15 protein-coding genes are annotated in these 18,357 nt (G+C 35.7%); 10 read left to right on the forward strand and 5 right to left on the reverse strand.

The window, feature by feature from the left end; all coding sequences use genetic code 11:
* Nucleotides 1-325: 325 nt before the first annotated feature.
* The 4 genes from BMX24_RS18160 to BMX24_RS18175 all read right to left on the reverse strand — a co-directional run bounded on the left by BMX24_RS18160 (nt 326) and on the right by BMX24_RS18175 (nt 4,693).
* The gene (locus tag BMX24_RS18160) at nt 326-961 is read right to left on the reverse strand and encodes a response regulator (RefSeq protein WP_089795306.1); all 636 of its coding nucleotides are present in this window, start codon (nt 959-961) and stop codon (nt 326-328) included.
* A complete protein-coding gene (locus BMX24_RS18165) occupies nt 942-2,678 on the reverse strand; it encodes a sensor histidine kinase (RefSeq protein WP_089795308.1) in 1,737 nt (578 codons plus the stop codon). The genes BMX24_RS18160 and BMX24_RS18165 overlap by 20 nt, the downstream gene beginning before the upstream one ends.
* An 88-nt stretch (nt 2,679-2,766) precedes the next feature.
* Nucleotides 2,767-3,777, reverse strand: a complete 1,011-nt coding sequence (gene pheS, locus BMX24_RS18170) for a phenylalanine--tRNA ligase subunit alpha (RefSeq protein ID WP_089795310.1) — start codon at nt 3,775-3,777, stop codon at nt 2,767-2,769.
* 256 nt (nt 3,778-4,033) lie between these two features.
* On the reverse strand, nt 4,034-4,693 hold the full coding sequence (locus BMX24_RS18175; RefSeq protein WP_089795477.1) for a YceI family protein: 660 nt from the start codon (nt 4,691-4,693) through the stop codon (nt 4,034-4,036).
* 85 nt (nt 4,694-4,778) lie between these two features.
* On the opposite strand from BMX24_RS18175, the gene BMX24_RS18180 reads away from it, so the two are divergent.
* Complete coding sequence (locus BMX24_RS18180; RefSeq protein ID WP_089795312.1) at nt 4,779-5,714, forward strand: sulfate/molybdate ABC transporter ATP-binding protein; 936 nt, start codon at nt 4,779-4,781, stop codon at nt 5,712-5,714.
* A 272-nt stretch (nt 5,715-5,986) separates the two neighbouring features.
* On the opposite strand, the gene BMX24_RS18185 is transcribed toward BMX24_RS18180, so the two are convergent.
* Complete coding sequence (locus tag BMX24_RS18185) at nt 5,987-6,331, reverse strand: zinc ribbon domain-containing protein YjdM (RefSeq protein ID WP_089795315.1); 345 nt, start codon at nt 6,329-6,331, stop codon at nt 5,987-5,989.
* 453 nt (nt 6,332-6,784) lie between these two features.
* Here BMX24_RS18185 and BMX24_RS18195 point away from each other — a divergent pair, with 453 nt between their 5' ends.
* The 9 genes from BMX24_RS18195 (at nt 6,785) to bla (ending at nt 18,353) form a co-directional block, all read left to right on the forward strand.
* Nucleotides 6,785-7,990: an RsmB/NOP family class I SAM-dependent RNA methyltransferase gene (locus tag BMX24_RS18195; RefSeq protein WP_089795319.1), complete on the forward strand. Its 1,206-nt coding sequence runs from the start codon at nt 6,785-6,787 to the stop codon at nt 7,988-7,990.
* 237 nt (nt 7,991-8,227) lie between these two features.
* Entirely contained in the window at nt 8,228-9,892 is a 1,665-nt protein-coding gene (locus BMX24_RS18200; RefSeq protein WP_089795321.1) for a GLPGLI family protein, read from the forward strand.
* Between the two features lie 321 nt (nt 9,893-10,213).
* Nucleotides 10,214-11,899 carry an asparagine synthase B gene (gene asnB, locus BMX24_RS18205; protein ID WP_089795323.1) on the forward strand — a complete coding sequence of 562 codons (1,686 nt, stop codon included), beginning with the start codon at nt 10,214-10,216 and terminating at the stop codon, nt 11,897-11,899.
* A gap of 198 nt (nt 11,900-12,097) precedes the next feature.
* On the forward strand, nt 12,098-12,910 hold the full coding sequence (locus BMX24_RS18210) for a hypothetical protein (RefSeq protein ID WP_089795325.1): 813 nt from the start codon (nt 12,098-12,100) through the stop codon (nt 12,908-12,910).
* A 256-nt stretch (nt 12,911-13,166) separates the two neighbouring features.
* Complete coding sequence (locus BMX24_RS18215; protein ID WP_089795327.1) at nt 13,167-14,567, forward strand: MFS transporter; 1,401 nt, start codon at nt 13,167-13,169, stop codon at nt 14,565-14,567.
* Between the two features lie 460 nt (nt 14,568-15,027).
* Nucleotides 15,028-15,903: a pirin family protein gene (locus tag BMX24_RS18220; RefSeq protein ID WP_089795329.1), complete on the forward strand. Its 876-nt coding sequence runs from the start codon at nt 15,028-15,030 to the stop codon at nt 15,901-15,903.
* 247 nt (nt 15,904-16,150) lie between these two features.
* The gene (locus BMX24_RS18225; protein ID WP_089795331.1) at nt 16,151-16,462 is read left to right on the forward strand and encodes a GNAT family N-acetyltransferase; all 312 of its coding nucleotides are present in this window, start codon (nt 16,151-16,153) and stop codon (nt 16,460-16,462) included.
* Nucleotides 16,463-16,540: 78 nt separating this feature from the next.
* The gene (locus tag BMX24_RS18230) at nt 16,541-17,440 is read left to right on the forward strand and encodes a pirin family protein (protein ID WP_089795333.1); all 900 of its coding nucleotides are present in this window, start codon (nt 16,541-16,543) and stop codon (nt 17,438-17,440) included.
* A 40-nt stretch (nt 17,441-17,480) separates the two neighbouring features.
* On the forward strand, nt 17,481-18,353 hold the full coding sequence (gene bla, locus BMX24_RS18235) for a subclass B3 metallo-beta-lactamase (protein WP_089795336.1): 873 nt from the start codon (nt 17,481-17,483) through the stop codon (nt 18,351-18,353).
* Nucleotides 18,354-18,357 lie beyond the last annotated feature (4 nt).

Below are 18,357 nucleotides of genomic sequence, written 5' to 3' on the forward strand. Positions count from 1 at the left end.
TAGGGGCAGAACAATATTCGATCCCAATAAATATTGTCGATATATATCGCATGGCTCGTAGATATTTATCGACACCATTTTAAACCAAAAAAAAGAACTTCCAAACTGGAAGTTCTTCCTCAATATAGTCTTTTGTAAGGGGGACCTTTGATTCTTTCTCATCATTTGTGTTTGGGGAGAAACCAAAGATCATCTTATAGTCTTTTTAAATAATTTTTTTTTATCCTTTTTGTTGATACAAAGATAGGGGCAGAACAATATTCAATCCCAATAAATACTGTCGATATATATCGCTTGAGCTGTAGATATTTATCTACTGGAGATACTAATTGTTTTTAATTAATTCAATAAGCTCTACCAGATTTTCAATATCCAATTTCTCGAAAATCCTTTTCTTAATGGTGCTTACCGTGTTTTGTTTCACATCGAGGTTATTGGCAATTTCAAGGTTTCCGTAGCCTTCAGCGTACAGTTTTGCAATTTGAAGTTCTCTTTCCGTTAAAGACAACAAAGGGTTGATAAGCTTAGGATTGTGCATAGAATTCATCAGTAAAGCCTGGGTTGCAGGAGAAATATATTCTCCGTTTTCCAGCATTTTTCGGATGGCACTTTCAATTTCGTCTTCTTCATTCATCTTACTCAGAAAACCGTTGGCTCCCGCGTTCAGATATTTAAGCGCATGTTTGTCCTCCTCTATTCCTGTAAAAATCAGAATTTTTATTTCGGGTTTTATTTTTTTTATTTCAGGTAAAATGCTCAGGCTGTTTCCATCGGGGAAATGGGCGTCTATGATCGCCAGATCTATCGGATTTGTTTTTAAAGACTCCAATGCCTGCTGCAAATTTGATGCATGAAAAATTTCAAAATCCGGGTTAATATCTTCCAGGAGAAAAACAATGCCCTGTCTTATCAGACTGTGGTCATCTGCGAGTAGAATAGATTTATGATCTGGTTGATTCATTTTTAAGATTTAAATTAATAGAGAAAGTTACGGTTGTCCCTTTGTTTACCTCGCTTGCTACGGATATTTTGCCTGAGTATAATTCTACAATTTCCTTACACAGGCTAAGTCCCAAACCTGCTCCAAGATTTTCTATATCCTCCGACAATACTCCCTGATAATAAGGCTCGAATATTTTTTCGAGATCCGTCTTGGAAATTCCGGCGCCGGTATCACTTATTATGGTTGTTAAAGCAACAGTATTTTCATCAACTGGTTCGGCTGTAGTCGTTACACTGATCTGTCCGTTTTCGGTAAACTTATTGGCATTCCCGAGAATATTCATAAAAACCTGATTGATCTTTGTATTATCAGAATACACAACAATCTCAGGATCAATATTTTCATGAATGATAAATTTATTATTTCTCGTTTCTATATAAGGTTCAATAGAGTTTAATATCGACTGTATTTCATTTTTAAGATTAAAAACCACCGGGATCAGTTTATTTTCCACCTGCTGGTTTTTGGTGTATTCAAGAATCTGGTTGGCCTGCATCAATAAGGTGTTGTTGGTAAAGCTTATCGATTTAAGATATTCTTTAATGTTTTTATCGTCCGTTTTCTTACCAATTCTGTTGATGAAAATTCCTATGATTTTTAAAGGCGATCTCAATTCGTGACTTAACATTCCTAAAATCCTATTTTTAAATTTCAGGTTTTCACTGATCTGTTGGTTGGCAGCTTTTAGTTTTTGTTCGTAAATAAACGCTATCCTCGTCAAAATCATGATCAGTATGGAAACAATGATCATCAAAATAATCGATCCGAAAATCAGATATGTTCTGATTCTATTGTTTTTAGAATTCTGCTTGTTGTACTCTTTCTCAAGATCCGATTTGGAATCTTTAATGGCCAATTCATAAGTGTTCATCAAGCCGTTGCTGTAAAGCAGGAGATTGTTGAAAATTCTATAAAATTTATCGTTATTATCCTGTTTTTCAGCGGCATCTACCTGTATTCTTTTTACTTCTCCGGAGTAGTGATTGTTCACTAAATTAATGATACTGTCAAATTCCGTTTTTATAGCCTTAGAAACCGGAACTTTGCCCTGTTTTACGGTAACAACGGTACTGTCTTTCCGTACATTTTCTTTTCCGGAAATGGCATCACCTATCCTTCCGAACAATCCTTTTTTCTTTACAGTGGTATCTGAGTAGGTTTTGGTTTCTACGTTAAATTTATCAAAATTATAATCCACATCATACCTCTCCAGTTTCGGCAGATCATTACCTATTTTAAACTTGGGTCTGGTAGAAAACTGATACGTAGAATCAATCAGTACTTTTAATTTTTTTATTTGTGATGAATCTTTTTTATGGGAAGCCGAAATATTTTTCAACTTAGGATATTTGTATTCATAATGACTTATGCTATCCAGATTTTCACCGAGCTTATTTAAAGATTTAAAATAAGAATCCAGATATTTTTCATCTTCACTCATCATGTATTTCTGAAGAAAATCCTGCGCATTCAATAGCTCTTTCCTGGAATTATCCGTCAGATTCTCCAACGAATGAACTTCCTTCAGCTGGTTTTCAATAAAAGTTAAATTTTTCTTGTTAATAAATTCATTATAAAAAAAAGCCGCTATGATTACCTGAATTAATAGAATACACAGTATCAGGGAATAATGCACAATTTTCCTTACTTTAAAATTCAACAATTTTACAGACATTTCTCTCGTTAAGTTATAGTATAAAATTAATAAAAAATCCTGTAAATTAGCTTTTTACAGGATTTAATTTATTTTTATTTAAAACAAATTATAAAGTTTTAAACTGTTCCAGTGTTCTGATATCATTTTCGAAGAACATTCTGATGTCGCTCATTTGGTAAAGAAGCATGACGATTCGTTCTATCCCCATCCCGAAGGCATATCCCGAATATTTCTCAGCATCAATATTTACGTTTTTCAAAACAGCCGGGTCTACCATTCCGCAGCCCATAATTTCCAGCCATCCTGTTCCTTTCGTGATCCTGTAATCGGTTTCAGAATTCAGTCCCCAATACACATCAATCTCGGCACTCGGCTCGGTAAAAGGGAAATAAGAAGGTCTTAATCTTATTTTAGACTTACCAAAAAGCTCTGTCGTGAAGAACTGGATCGTCTGTTTCAAATCTGCAAAGCTTACATTTTCATCAATATACAATCCCTCGATCTGATGGAAAATACAGTGCGAACGTGAAGAAACCGCTTCATTTCTGAACACCCTTCCCGGAGATAAAATCCTGATGGGTGGCTGGTTTTCCTCCATATATCGGATCTGTACCGAAGAAGTATGCGTTCTCAATAAAATATCAGGATTCTGCTCAATGAAGAACGTGTCCTGCATATCTCTTGCTGGGTGATATTCAGGGAGATTCAGGGCGGTAAAGTTGTGCCAGTCGTCCTCGATTTCCGGCCCGTCTGCTACAGCAAATCCGATAGATTTAAAAATCTCTATAATTCTGTTTTTCACCAGATTAATAGGGTGTCTTGATCCCAGATCCAATGGAAAAGCAGGTCTCGTAAGATCTTCTTTCTCTACGACAACAGAAGATGTAGAAGAGTTTTTCAAATCTTCCAATTTTACGTTAACAGCCTGCTTCAGAGTATTGATCTTCTGCCCGAATTCTTTCTTCTGGTCGTTGGGAACTGCTTTTAATGTTTCATAGAAATCATTCAAAACACCTTTTTTACCATTGTACTTAATTCGGAAGTTTTCGATATCCTCTTTAGATGTAGCATTGAAGCTGTTTACCTCAACCAGTAATTCTTCTATCTTTTCTATCATTGTTGTACTCCTTTCAAAAATATTTTGCAAAAATACGTTTTTTCAGTTGAATAATTTTCCTTCTTGTGTTAAAAAAAATCTGCCTCTTTTTGGGGAGGCAGACTTCAATCACTTATTTCACTTAAATAAAAAAATTATTTTTTTATTATTTTTTTAAGACGAACAATGCCATAAATAATCAGAACAATAAAACCGAGGGTCAAAATTTGCCCGGTAATATATCCCATATTATATCCAGCTTCGTAAGAATTCATCTTTATTTTTTCTCTAAAGCTTTTACGTTGATCTGAAGAGTCACCTCATTTTTGATCACACCGTTTTCAGCCGGAGCCTGGAATTTCACCCCAAACTCTTCTCTATTAATATCTTTAGGCTCAGTTGCAATGCTTGCTTCCCCTTCTTTTACAGAAACATTGGCTTTGAACTGAACAGGTTTTGTAATCCCTTTGATCGTAAGATTACCATCCAAAAGAGTGTTATAATCACCTTCTGCGGATGGGGTAACTTTTGTGATCTCATAAGAAGCCGTCGGGAATTTTTCCACTTCGAAAAAGTCGCCGCTTTTCAGGTGCCCGTTCAGTTTTCCCAGCTGTTCAGCATCGTCTTTTAGATCTACTGAAGTGAGAGAATTCATATCTGCAACGAATTTTCCGCTTTCCAGCTTTCCGTCTTTAATCGTTACATCACCACTTTCAAACTTAATTGTTCCGAAATGGCTTGTGTTTTCAGATTTAAGAATTTTATATCCCTTCCATTCAACCTTACTGTTCAGCGTATCTATTGCATACTGATTTCCGTCTTTCGTAGTCGTCACCTCATTAGTCTCACTGGAAAGCGGTTTGTCTTTTTTACAAGAAATAACCACAGCTGTTGCAAAAAAAGCAGGAATAACCAGTGAAAACAGCTTTCTCTTCATAATTTTTAATTTTTTAATATACCCGCTAATATAATAAAAAAAATGTTCTTTTCCTAAAAACATTTCATTTCATTACATTTGTAATATGCTATTAGAAATAAACAATTTATATTTTTCATATTCTAAGGAAAAACCGCTGTTTCAGAACTTAAATCTGAGATTTGAAGAAGGTAAAATTGTCGCGCTTGCCGGCGAAAGCGGATGCGGTAAATCAACTTTACTAAGCTTGATTTACGGGCTTCTCGATTGGCAAAGCGGAGACATTATTTTTGACAGTGAAAAACTTTTGGGACCCAAAGGAAATCTGGTTCCCGGAGAGGCGGAAATGAAACTTGTGGCTCAGAATTTTGATCTGATGCCTTATGCTACCGTAGCCGAAAATGTAGGAAAATTTATTTCAAATATTAATCTCGCGAAGAAAAAAGAAACCGTTTCCGAACTTCTTGAAGTGGTCGGATTGGAAGAATTTGCCCATGTTTTGCCTAAATATTTAAGCGGTGGACAGCAACAGCGGGTAGCCATTGCGAGAGCTCTTTCCGTTCTTCCAAAATTGCTGATTCTTGATGAACCTTTCAGTAATCTTGATTTTCCGAGAAAAATCGAACTGCGCGAAAAATTGTTTACATATGTAAAACAGCGCAATATTACTTTAATCATTTCCACCCATGAGCTTCAGGATATTATTCCTTGGCTAGATCAGATTATTGTTCTGCAAAACGGAAGATTAATTCAGAATGACAATCCGGAAGAAACTTTCAGAAATCCATACAATTCTTATGTTGCCAAGCTTTTCGGGGAAGTGAATATTTTTAATGAAAATGAAATGACCGATTTTCAGATTTCAAAATTTTCATATCATCCCAAACAAATAAAAATCTCTGAAAACGGCTTTGATGCTGATGTTTTGGAAAGTCGATTTGCCGGAAACCATTACTGGAACAAACTGAAAGTGATGAATAAGGAAGTGATAGTTTATACGGACAATAAAATTCAGGATGCTGTTAGAATTTCTTTTATTTAAAGCCTTCCTTTTTGTTGATTTGTAAGTTTGTCATTTCGACGAAGGAGAAATCTATTAGCATAACCATCACATTTACCAACACTTATTGTTAATTTGTGGATAAAAAAAATACAAACATAAGAATCAGGTTTAAAACTTTTTCTTACATTTGTATTTCCACAGCATAAGGAAATTTTTGGTTAATTCTCTTTCTGCCTTAGACGAAAATTAGTCTCCTCAACGAGACAATCTAGTTTTTTGAAAGATTACACTGTCCAATTTTTTCCTTTTTTTTATGCCTTTTTCACAAATTCTGATTTCAGAGCCATCGACCCGAAACCATCAATTTTACAGTCAATATTATGGTCGCTGTCTGGTCTTAAACGAATATTTTTCACTTTAGTACCAGCTTTTACAGGTTTTGGAGCTCCTTTTACGGGTAAATCTTTAATAACAACCACAGAATCTCCGTCTTGCAGTTCATTACCATTCGAATCTAAAATTTTTCCTGAATTTGATGCTTCAGCAACTGTTTCTTCCGGATTCCATTCGTAGAAACATTGGGAACACACCATCATATTGTCGCTCGGATAGGTAAATTCTGAGCTGCATTTCGGACAAAGTATTGTATCACTCATATTTTTAATTTTTGCAAAGGTAATTTTTTAATATTTTTAATTAAAATTTAAACATGAGAAATATCCGAAGAGTTTTCTTGATTATTTCAATCTTATTATTTGGATGGATATTTATTCAAATATTCAATCAAATTAATTTAATTCCAAATTATTCACGTGTTCTTATACAAGAAGATATTTCAAAAGTTGAAAACTTCACTGACTTGAATGAATTGAAACAATTTTCAAAATCAAAAATTTATAGTTTACAGAGAATTAATATAGAAAGGTCAGATTTAGCGCATAAACAGCTTTTCATAATATTCATACTTATTGGCATTCAATTATTTCTTTATATAAGTAAAAATAACTCAAAAACATAGTGAACTCTTAAAGCATGAACCCAAAACCCGAGACTCGTATCTCAACTTAAATTCGTATTTTTGCAGACTCAAAATAGCAGAACCCAATTTTATGGAACTTATTCACAGAAACTTAGCGATCGGAATTCACGATGCTTTACAGGAAACATTTTTCGAGAAAAATAAATATGCCGATAAAGTAATCGAAAGACTTTTAAAAGCCAATAAAAAATGGGGAAGCCAGGACAGAGCCGTTGTTTCGGAGATTTTCTATAATATCATCCGTTGGAAAAAACGCCTTGAATATTATATGGGAGAAGGTGTGAAGCCCAACAATATTTATAAACTTATCATTGCTTACCTTTTGTGGAGCAAAACAAATTATAAAAAGTTTGAGGAATTTGACGGAATAAAAATCGCCGATATCCTTACAAAACTTAAAAAATCTACAGTTCCTACCAAAGCTATAGAATATTCTATTCCAGAATGGCTTGCTGAGACACTGGAGAAAGAATTGGGATCAAAATGGGAAAAAGAAATGCAGGCTCTGAATGAGCAGGCTCCGACTGTTTTGAGAGCAAATTCTCTGAGAACCACACCGAAAGAGCTTATTTCTGATCTTTCTGATGAAAATGTGGTTGCCTATCCTATTAAAAATTATCCCGATGCCGTTCAATTGGAGGAGAAAAAGAATGTTTTTCTTACAACTGCCTTTAAAGAAGGATTATTTGAAGTTCAGGATGCTTCTTCACAAAAAATCGGATATTTCCTGGATGTAAAAGAAGGACAAAGAGTTGTGGACGCGTGCGCAGGAGCCGGCGGAAAAACCCTTCACCTGGCTGCTTTGATGGGAAATAAAGGACAAATCATCGCTTTAGATATTTTCGAATGGAAATTGGCAGAATTGAAACGCCGTGCCAAAAGAGCCGGAGCCCACAACATTGAAACCCGCCTGATTTCTGATAATAAAGTCATCAAAAGGCTTCACGAAAAAGCCGACAGACTACTGATTGACGCGCCTTGTTCCGGTCTTGGAGTTTTGAAAAGAAATCCGGACAGCAAATGGAAAATCGATCAGGAATTCATCGACAGAATTAAAACAGAACAGCAACAAATCCTTCAAGACTATTCTAAAATGCTTAAAATAGGAGGAAAAATGGTGTACGCAACATGTTCTATCCTTCCATCTGAAAATAACGGGCAGGTAGAAGAATTCTTGAAAAACAACCCTAATTTCAAAATGCTAAAAGATGAAAAAGTAATGCCTAGCGAAGGCTACGACGGATTCTACATGGCTTTGATAGAGAGAGTTTCTTAAAGTAAATTTAAATACATAATATAAAAGCTACCTCTGTTTTGGGGTAGTTTTTTTGTTTGAAATCACAGTTTGGATCAAAAATAAAAAACTTTAAATCAGACAATTATTTAAAAAACTTTTATGTAAATGTAACTTTTACACAATCTTTCAAACCAATACTATAAAAACTAATATAAAAATTCGTAAAGCTAAAATTCTATCAACTAAAAATTATCTTTGCGAAAACCATCATCAATTATGCATCAAAGAATTTTATTCAGCTTTTTTATCTTATTATTTTGCCTGTCTTTCGGGCAGACTTATGAAGTTCAGTACATCAGCTCATCCAACGGAAAAGTGTTGACTGAGCAACCTCCTACCCTAGTCTGGGCAAACGAAAAGGAAAATTTTATATTAAACAATAAAATAAGAGAACAAAAAGCAGAATATCCATTCACAATAACGAAAATTGAAAAACCGTCCAATACAGTCGTTTCTTATGCACTTTTGAAACCTAACGAAATTATTTCAACTTCTGATGCAGAAGCTATTGGGAAGCAAACTTTTGAATTTACAAACGAAACAAAAAAAATATTAGGCTACAAATGTAAAAAAGCGGTCATCAAGATCAATTCCAATACGATCGAAGTCTGGTACACCAATGATCTGAAAATACAAGGCGGACCTTCTACGATCGGGCAAAATTTAGGTTTTGTTTTAGAAATCGAAAGAAATAAAAACTCATTAATTTCCGCTAATTCCATTAAAAAAGTCAAAAAAACCGATATTGAAAATATTCTTAAAGGTCCGATAAACTCTATCGATAAGCTAAGTTACGGTGATCTTTTGTGGAAAAGCACATTCACGACATTGAAGGTTTTTGATAATGAAACGATCAACTTTTCGGACGAATCAAAATCAGACGAAAAAATAAAAAGATTCGCCAACGGAACCATTATTCTGAAAAAAATTAAGTTTCCTAAAATATCGGAAGGCGAAAATATTTTCGTTGAACTGAAACAGCAGTCGAACGGTGATGCTTACGACAGAACCGGAACTGTTTTCTTTATTCCCCAGAATAAACCTCAATCTTTCCTTGATGGACTGGAAAAAGGCGTAAAAACATTACCGGTCTATGAAAACGGAAACGGAAAGCAATACTACGGAATCACAGCAACAGAAAACTACGATCCCCCTGTTGAAATGATGCGTTTTTTCACGGCTTTCGGGATTAATAAATTTAACCATATTCAACTAAAAGATAAAAACTGGCAGACGATCAGTCCGTACAGAGAAGATATTACCGATCTGAAACCATCTCTGTCTGAGAAGGAATTGTGGGTCGGTGCATTCATCGGTAATTACGACAAAGGTGGCCACAAAGTAAGTCTTGAAATCACCATCCATAAAAGCGACCAGGGTACTTATAAAAACAATGCCGTAATTCCTCTATTCAACACCTTGAATATCATGGAAATGGCAGGTCAGGATTATTCTACGATGTTTAATAATGACAAAGGATTATTTGTAGAGTTTACCTTAAAAAAAGATTTGAAAAACGCACAATTGAAATATACAACAACAGGTCATGGTGGTTGGGAAAACGGCGACGAGTTCGTTCCTAAAGTCAATTCTATTTTCCTGGACGGGAAAATGACCTATTCTTTCATCCCATGGAGATCAGAGTGCGGCTCTTACCGTCTTTATAATCCTGCATCAGGAAATTTTCCGGACGGACTTTCATCATCAGATTTAAGCAGATCAAACTGGTGTCCGGGAACGGTTACCAATCCTAATTTCATTCCTCTTGGAGATCTGAAAGCAGGGAAACACACCATTCAGGTGAAAATTCCGCAGGGCCCTACAGAAGGAACGAGTTTTAGCTCTTGGAATGTTTCAGGAGTATTACTAGGATCTGAATAAAATAAAAACCTTCTCGCAAACTGAATTGCAAGAAGGTAAAAACACAAATGATGAAAAAAAATTATTTCGAGCCACAAAGTAAGGGTTAAAATTTCTATAATAAATTATCATAGATTAATAAATATGTCAATATTATTTCGTATGTGAATAATGCTTTCGATTGCACAACGAAAAAAATTAACCAAAACAACTGTTTTATTTGAAAATAATTAAAATTATTCTTTATTATAAACTTTTTAATTAAAATTTTAAACTTAATTAAATTTTTTATTGTTATTTTTAAACTGTAAATATAATTTTGTTTCAAATAAATAATAAAAAATGTGTGGAATTGTATGTTTGTTTGATGCCAAACAAAAAACCGAAATATTAAGACCTCAGGTTCTTGAGATGTCAAAAAAGATCCGTCACAGAGGCCCCGATTGGAGTGGTGTCTTTCAGGATGAAAAAGTAATTTTCTCCCACGAAAGGCTTGCTATCGTAGATCCTACTTCAGGAAAACAGCCCTTGTTTACTAAAGATGGAAAAATAGTTTTAGCTGTAAACGGCGAGATCTACAATCACAGGGAATTAAAAGAAGAATTTCCCGATTACGAATTTCAAACCCAATCGGATTGTGAAGTAATTTTAGCACTTTATAAAAAATACGGAAAAAATTTCATCGAAAAGCTCAACGGAATTTTTGCCTTCTCTTTATATGATATAGAAAATGATGTGTATCTTATTGCCCGTGACCACATGGGAATCTGCCCTCTTTATCATGGTTGGGACAAAAACGGAAACTATTATGTCGCTTCAGAACTGAAAGCTTTGGAGGGTATCTGCAAAACGATCGAAACATTTTTGCCGGGACATTTGGTTTACAGTAAAGATGGTAGCGAACTTCAGCAATGGTATACAAGAGACTGGGAAAATTTTGACCATGTAAAAGACAACGAAACCGATATTTCAAAATTAAGGAAAGGATTGGAAGATGCCGTTCACAGACAATTGATGAGCGATGTACCTTACGGGGTCTTACTTTCCGGAGGTTTGGATTCTTCGGTCATTTCTGCTATTACGGCAAAATTTGCAAGGCAAAGAATCGAAAGCGGTGATACTCAGGAAGCCTGGTATCCGAGGTTGCACAGTTTTGCGGTCGGCTTGGTAGGTTCTCCGGATCTGGAAGCAGCCAGAAAAGCAGCGGAGCATATCGGCTCGGTTCACCATGAGGTTAATTTTACCGTTCAGGAAGGTCTGGATGCGATCCGGGATGTGATTTATCATTTGGAAACGTATGATGTAACGACGGTAAGAGCTTCCACTCCGATGTATCTTCTGGCAAGGGTAATTAAATCAATGGGGATAAAAATGGTGCTTTCCGGAGAGGGTTCTGATGAATTGTTCGGAGGATATTTATATTTTCATAAAGCTCCGAATGCTAAAGAATTCCATGATGAAACAGTGAGAAAATTAGGAAAACTTCACCTTTATGATTGCCTGAGAGCCAACAAAGCCCTGATGAGCTGGGGAATTGAAGGGCGTGTTCCTTTTCTTGATAAAGAATTTATGGATATTGCAATGACCGTTAATCCAAAGGATAAAATGGTAAGTAAAGCTGAAGGAAAAATTGAAAAATGGGTATTGAGAAAAGCTTTCGAAGACATCCTTCCGGATTCGATTGTGTGGAGACAGAAAGAACAGTTTTCAGACGGAGTCGGATATTCATGGATCGATACTTTAAAAGCTGTTGCTGAAAAAGAAGTCACCGATGAAATGATGGCCAGTGCAAAATTCAGATTCCCTCTGAATACACCTCAAAATAAAGAAGAATACCGATACAGAACGATTTTTGAAGAACATTTTCCAAGTGAAACCGCTGCTGCTACAGTTCCTTCTGTACCGTCAGTTGCCTGTTCAACACCTATCGCCCTGGAATGGGACGAAGCTTTCAAAAACATGAACGACCCAAGCGGAAGAGCGGTGAAGGTGCATGAAACGTCATACGATAATAGTGATGAATTATAAGTTATTAATTATGAGTTTCTTTAAACTAATTTCTAACCCCTAATTTCTAACTTCTCAGACAAAATTTATCAATCCTGTAGCAATACGGGATTTTCTTTTGAATTAACGCTAATAATATTGTCAGATTTTAACCGTTAATCAAAAATAATATCTAATAAATAATTATATTTGGAAAACGAAAATATCAATTATAAAAAAATGAGAAGAAACATTACTATCTTATTTGCTTTATTAGCCATGACTTTTGCTTTTGGACAGGGAAAATATGGCAAATATCTTAGCTCCAAAAAGCTGGCTATGGTCTATAAAAGCGTGAAGGATGCAGATAAAGAAGATTTTTATCAACAATATTACTGGTTGGTAAAAGCGGAACAATTGAAAACATTTCCTCACCTTAAAGATGTAAAGCCTGTAGTTTTGTATGAATTTGTGAAGAAAGTAAATCCTCAGAACCCGACGAAAAAGCTGGATGCAAGAGGAAAAGAGTTGAGAGAAACAGCAGAATTATCTCTGAATCAATATTTTAAAAATAAAAAACTGGACAACAATTCTGTTTTGATGTACAACCTTGAAACGTACGTAGATCCTTCAAAAGGTCAGTATTATACAAAAGTGGATGCAGAAAAAATCAAGGAGCTTGTTCCGAAAGAATTATTTGCTTTCAACTCAAACAACAGAAATACAGGAGAAGAAAAAACATATTACCTGTGGATTGATAAGAAAAAAGACGATTTCAATATTGTAGATATCATTCCTGACGAAAAAGAAAACAAAGATTTCTACGCAAGGGTAAAACAATATCTTCCAAACTACAAATTCTCCAAATACGTTCCTTCAGTGAAAAAAGGTACGAAAACGGACAGAACAGACGTAGATTATTATTACATTATGCCATTTGAGCAAAACACCGATAATATCGAATATAAAACAAAAGATTTCAAAACTTTCTCATTAAGCCAGTATAGAAAAGCAGGCGAAGAATGGAAAGGAGTAGAAAAGCCAAGAAAATAAATCAAAGAGTCCTGTGAAATTTCACAGGACTTTTTTAATGAGTGAATGTTTAGTTTGTCGTTTTGAATGAAGTGAAAAATCTGTTATGTAGATAGATGTCTCCTTTGTCGAAATGACAAAGTGAGTCTAAGATTAAAGCTTTTAAATTCATTTTCTTGTTTTAAATTTTATATAAGGAACAAATATTGCTTTAGAATATCATTCTCAAATCTTTGAACTAAAATAAATCTGGAAATTTTATTTTCAGTAAAATCAAATGTCAGAAGTCATTTCGCAACCCAATTCGATTAAGAAAATCTTACCCCTGATTCTTGCAACCGCAATTTTCATGCAGATGCTGGATTCTACTATTCTGAACACTTCTCTCCCATCCATTGCGAAAGATTTGCACGAATCTCCGTTCAATATGCAGAATGCGATTATCAGCTATGTTTTGACATTGGCGGTTTTTATGCCTGCGAGCGGCTTTTTGGCAGACCGGTTCGGAACAAAAAAAGTGTTTATTTTTTCGCTGGTGCTTTTTAGTTTGGGTTCATTATTTTGTGCCTTATCTCAAAATCTCACCCATCTTGTCATTTCTCGTGTGATTCAGGGAGTTGGCGGAAGTTTGATGACGCCTGTCGGAAAATTAGCTTTAATTAAAACTTTCGATAAAAACGAATTATTAAAAGCCATGAATTTCGCCATTATTCCAGCTCTGATCGGTCCCGTTTTAGGTCCGTTAGTGGGAGGTTATATGGTCGATTACCTTTCCTGGCACTGGATTTTTTTGATTAATATTCCGATTGGTATTTTAGGAATTACGTTAGGCTTAAAATATATGCCGAATTACAAATCCACCGATGTCGATTTTGATTTAAAAGGATTTTTAATTTTTGCGGCAGCTTCTCTTCTGCTCTCAATTTCACTGGAACTTTTCGGAGATCTGCAGAACACAACTCCCGTTTTGGTTGTTTTCATTCTCGGGTTTCTTTTTATGTACTATTATTACAGACATGCAAAAAGAGATGAAAGTCCGATTTTCCCGTTAAATTTATTCCAGGTTCGAACTTTCCGGGTAGGAATTGTTGGAAATCTGGCAACGAGGTTAGGAATTAGTTCTGTTCCTTTATTATTACCATTAATGATTCAGATTGCGTACAATCAATCGGCGGTTACTTCAGGTTGGATTATCGCTCCGATGGCAGTTACAGCGATGTTTGGAAAATCTTATGTCATAAAAATTTTAGATAAATTTGGGTATCGGCAAACCCTGATGGTGAATACATTCATTATCGGAACATTGATCTGTCTTTTAGCCATTCCGAATATTCATACGTCTTTGTATTGGTTTATCCCGATTATTTCCGTGTTAGGATTTTTTAATTCGATTCAGTTTACCTCGATGAATACCATTTCCATTGCAGATTTAAGGAATTTTCAAACGAGCAGCGGAAACTCTTTAATTTCAGTCAATCAACAGCTTGCCATCGGTTTCGGGATCGCTTTCGGACTGATTGTTTTAAAAATATTTGAAAGCACAGATCTTATCAAAGGGGAAATTCACAACGCCTTCCGCTACACCTTCCTCACAGTCGGGGTTCTCACGATCATTTCCGGATTTGTTTTCCGCAGACTTCACATTTCAGACGGCAAAAATATGAAATCGAAGGAGTGAGGGGATACGGGTTTCGGGGTTCGGGTTTTGAGATGCGGGTTTCGAGTTTTTTTGAGTTGTGAGTTTAGGGTTTTACTGCAGTTGTCATTCTGACTTCAGGAAGAATCTATATTTTCAATCAAGCAAACTTCCACCCCCATCTTCCAACTTCCTTTCTTTATTAGTAGCTTTTTCCGCTTGTCACAGCTAGAAAAATATGATGTTGAAAACCACCCCGTCAAAAATTCTTACGAATTTTCGCCACCCCTCCAAAGGAGGGGAATTCGCATTCCAAAAAACAAAGCAATACCATAACAAACAATAACCAGCAATAACCACCCAGCAACCAAAAAATCAGAACTCGGAACTCAGAACTCAAAACCCGAAACCCGAAACCCGCAACCCATACCTCTTATTACCACAGATCAATGCACCGGATCTCCAACTCCACTACCTTTGCTTTTATAATACCAACAATATTATGGCAACTAAACAAGTACAAATCGTAATATCTCCAAAGCCTGCTCATTTTGTGGGTGATGGTTTTAGGGTGCATAATTTTATTCCGGGCGTTCAGGGATTGGATATGAAGAGGATGGATCCGTTTATTATGCTTGATTATAATGCAAAATTTCATTTTAATGGAACAGATCAGCCTCGTGGTGTCGGCGTGCATCCTCACAGAGGTTTTGAAACCGTGACTATCGCTTATAAAGGTCGTGTACAGCATCATGACAGTGCTGGCGGAGGTGGAATTATCGGTGAAGGTGACGTGCAGTGGATGACAGCGGCAAAAGGAGTCCTTCACAAAGAATATCATGAAAGAGAATGGGCAAAAGAAGGCGGAATTTTCCAGATGGTTCAGCTTTGGGTGAATCTTCCATCGGTATATAAAATGAGCTGCCCGAAATATCAGGCGATCAAAAATTCTGATATGACGAAAATTGATCTCGGTGAAAACGGCTTTATAGAGCTTATTGCCGGAGAATATCAACAGCAGAAAGGTCCTGCTTTTACTTTCAGTCCGGTTCATATGATGAATGCCAAATTGAAGAAAGGGGGGAAAGCAGATTTCAATTTTCCTGCAGATTTCAATACCGCGGCTTTGGTCGTGGAAGGAAGTATCATCATTAACGGCGAAGAAAAAGCTCCGACAAATAATTTTGTTTTATTTAAAAATGAAGGAGAAGATTTTTCTATTGAAGCTACAGAAGATTCAATTATTTTAATCATCAGCGGAATGCCACTGAACGAACCGATTTATCCTCACGGTCCTTTTGTAATGAATTCCAGAGAGGAAATCATGCAGGCTTTTGAAGATTATAATTTGGGAAGATTCGGATATCTTGCTGATTAATAATTTAACTTAAATCTAAAATCCAGTTATTATTTTCCTTAATTTTAATGCTATTATGTTTGGTTTCTTTTTCGCAAAGACGCAAAGGTTATTGACTGGCTTTATGTTGTAAGACACAATTTATCTTCGATAAAATTGATTATACACAAACGAAAATCTTTGATTTTCTTGCGCCTTACAGCAGTACTGAAATTAAAAACTTTGTGCCTTTGCGAGAATCCAACATAATTTTTAAACAAAAAAAATCATGAAACCAGAATTTGAAAACATCCCTTTAATAAATACCGGAACAAGATTCCAGATAGAATTCAATGGACATTCTGCCTTTATCGATTATCGTGAAATGGGAAGCCAGATCGCACTTAATCATACCGAAGCAGACATTCTGATTGCAGGAACCGGTGCCGCACAGGCAGTTGTGGAAAAGACTTTACATTATATCGAAGAACATCAGAAGAAAGCACTTCCCTTTTGTCCGTACGTTGTATCATTCATTAAAAAAAATCCGGAATGGAAACGTGTTGTCGACCAGAGATTTCACGGATACGAGCAACTTTAATTTTTATTAAAGTACCATAAACATTGGAAAAATTAATTACATTAGCTTAAACAAAAATCAAAAACCCCATTATTTATCATGTCAAATATCGGACTTATCATTGAAGAAAAATCTGCAGATATAGGAAACTTTTTGGTGGGAAGACTGTTGCCTTTCCGTGAAAAAAGAGCAGTTGGCCCCTTCGTTTTCATCGATCATATGGGACCTGCAGAGTTGAAAGATTATCAAAATCTTGATGTTCCGCCACATCCACACATCGGGCTTTCTACGTTGACCTATCTTTTGGAAGGGTCAATTTTCCACAGAGACAGTGTTGGAAGTGCATTGGAAATCCAGCCGGGCGCTGTCAATTGGATGACGGCCGGAAAAGGGGTTGTTCACTCAGAAAGAACCCCCGAACATTTGAGACATTCTGATAAAAGACTTCACGGTTTCCAAATCTGGGTGGGACTTCCCAAACATCTGGAGCAGTCTGAACCGACTTTCCATCATATTGAAGCCGATGAAATTCCGGTATGGGAAGAAGATGGAATTCAGTATAAATTAATTGCAGGGGAAGCATTTGGAAGAAAATCTCCGGTTCCTGTTCACAGCAAATTATTTTTTATTGAAATTAAAACCAAGGACGCCAAAAAAATCAGCATCGGAAAAGATCTTTACGGCGAAGCGGCGATGTATGTATTGGACGGAACGGTTTCTACAGACGGAAATTCTTACGGCTCAAAACAATTGATGATTGCCAAAGACACCAAACTTTGCGAATTTGATATGAGTGAAAACGGAACGGTTTATCTTTTCGGCGGTGAACCTTTTGATGAGGAGCGTTTTATATTCTGGAATTTTGTAAATTCAGACAAAGAATTAATCGAAAAAGCAAAAGTAGACTGGAACGATCAAAATCACGAAGCTTTTCCTTTAGTTCTGGGGGATGAAGAAGAATTTGTCCCGCTTCCGAAAGCCATTCTAAACAGAAAATAATATTAAAATTTTAAAATAATTCAACAGCAAATCTCAATAAATGAAAAAAATAATTCTTGTATTCTTAGTCATTATCTCTTTTGTAAGCAACGCACAGACCGTTACAGAACCCAAAAACAATCCTGCAGAATGGTCAAAACCGTATGAACCTTTTAGAATTGCAGGCAATTTGTATTATGTAGGAACCTACGATCTGGCGTCCTATCTGATCGTTACCGACAAAGGAAATATTCTTATCAATACAGGATTAGCAGGATCGCTTCCGATCATTAAAAATAATATTAAGAAGCTTGGTTTTAAATATAAAGACATTAAAATTTTGACACTTACACAGGCTCACTTCGATCACATGGGAGCAATGGCCGAAATCAAAAAAGAAACCGGAGCTAAGCTTTATGTAGACGAAAAAGATGCGGAAGAGCTGAAAAGCGGAGGAAAATCTGACTACGAATTGGGAAAATACGGAGTCACTTTCAAGCCTCTACAGCCAGATTATCTTTTAAAAAATAATGATAAAATAAAACTTGGAAACACTACCCTTACTTTGCTTCATCATCCGGGACATACAAAGGGATCGTGCAGTTTTGTATTTGAAACCAAGGATAAAAATCAAACGTATAAAGTTTTAATTGCCAATTTGCCTTCCATAATTATCGACAGAAAATTCGCTGAAGTGAAAGATTATCAGGACATCCAGAAAGATTATGCTTATACCTTTGAAGCCATGAAAAAGATAGATTTTGATCTTTGGGTAGCTTCTCATGCCAGTCAGTTTGACCTTCATACCAAACGAAAAACAGGAGATGCTTACAATCCGAAACTGTTTGCAGACAAAGAAATATATTTTCAGAAACTTGGAAAATTAGAAGCGGATTATCTGGAAAAAATTAAAAAAGATTCATCAGAAAAATAATAAT

The sequence above is a fragment of the Chryseobacterium wanjuense genome (assembly GCF_900111495.1).
GTDB classification, from domain to species: domain Bacteria; phylum Bacteroidota; class Bacteroidia; order Flavobacteriales; family Weeksellaceae; genus Chryseobacterium; species Chryseobacterium wanjuense.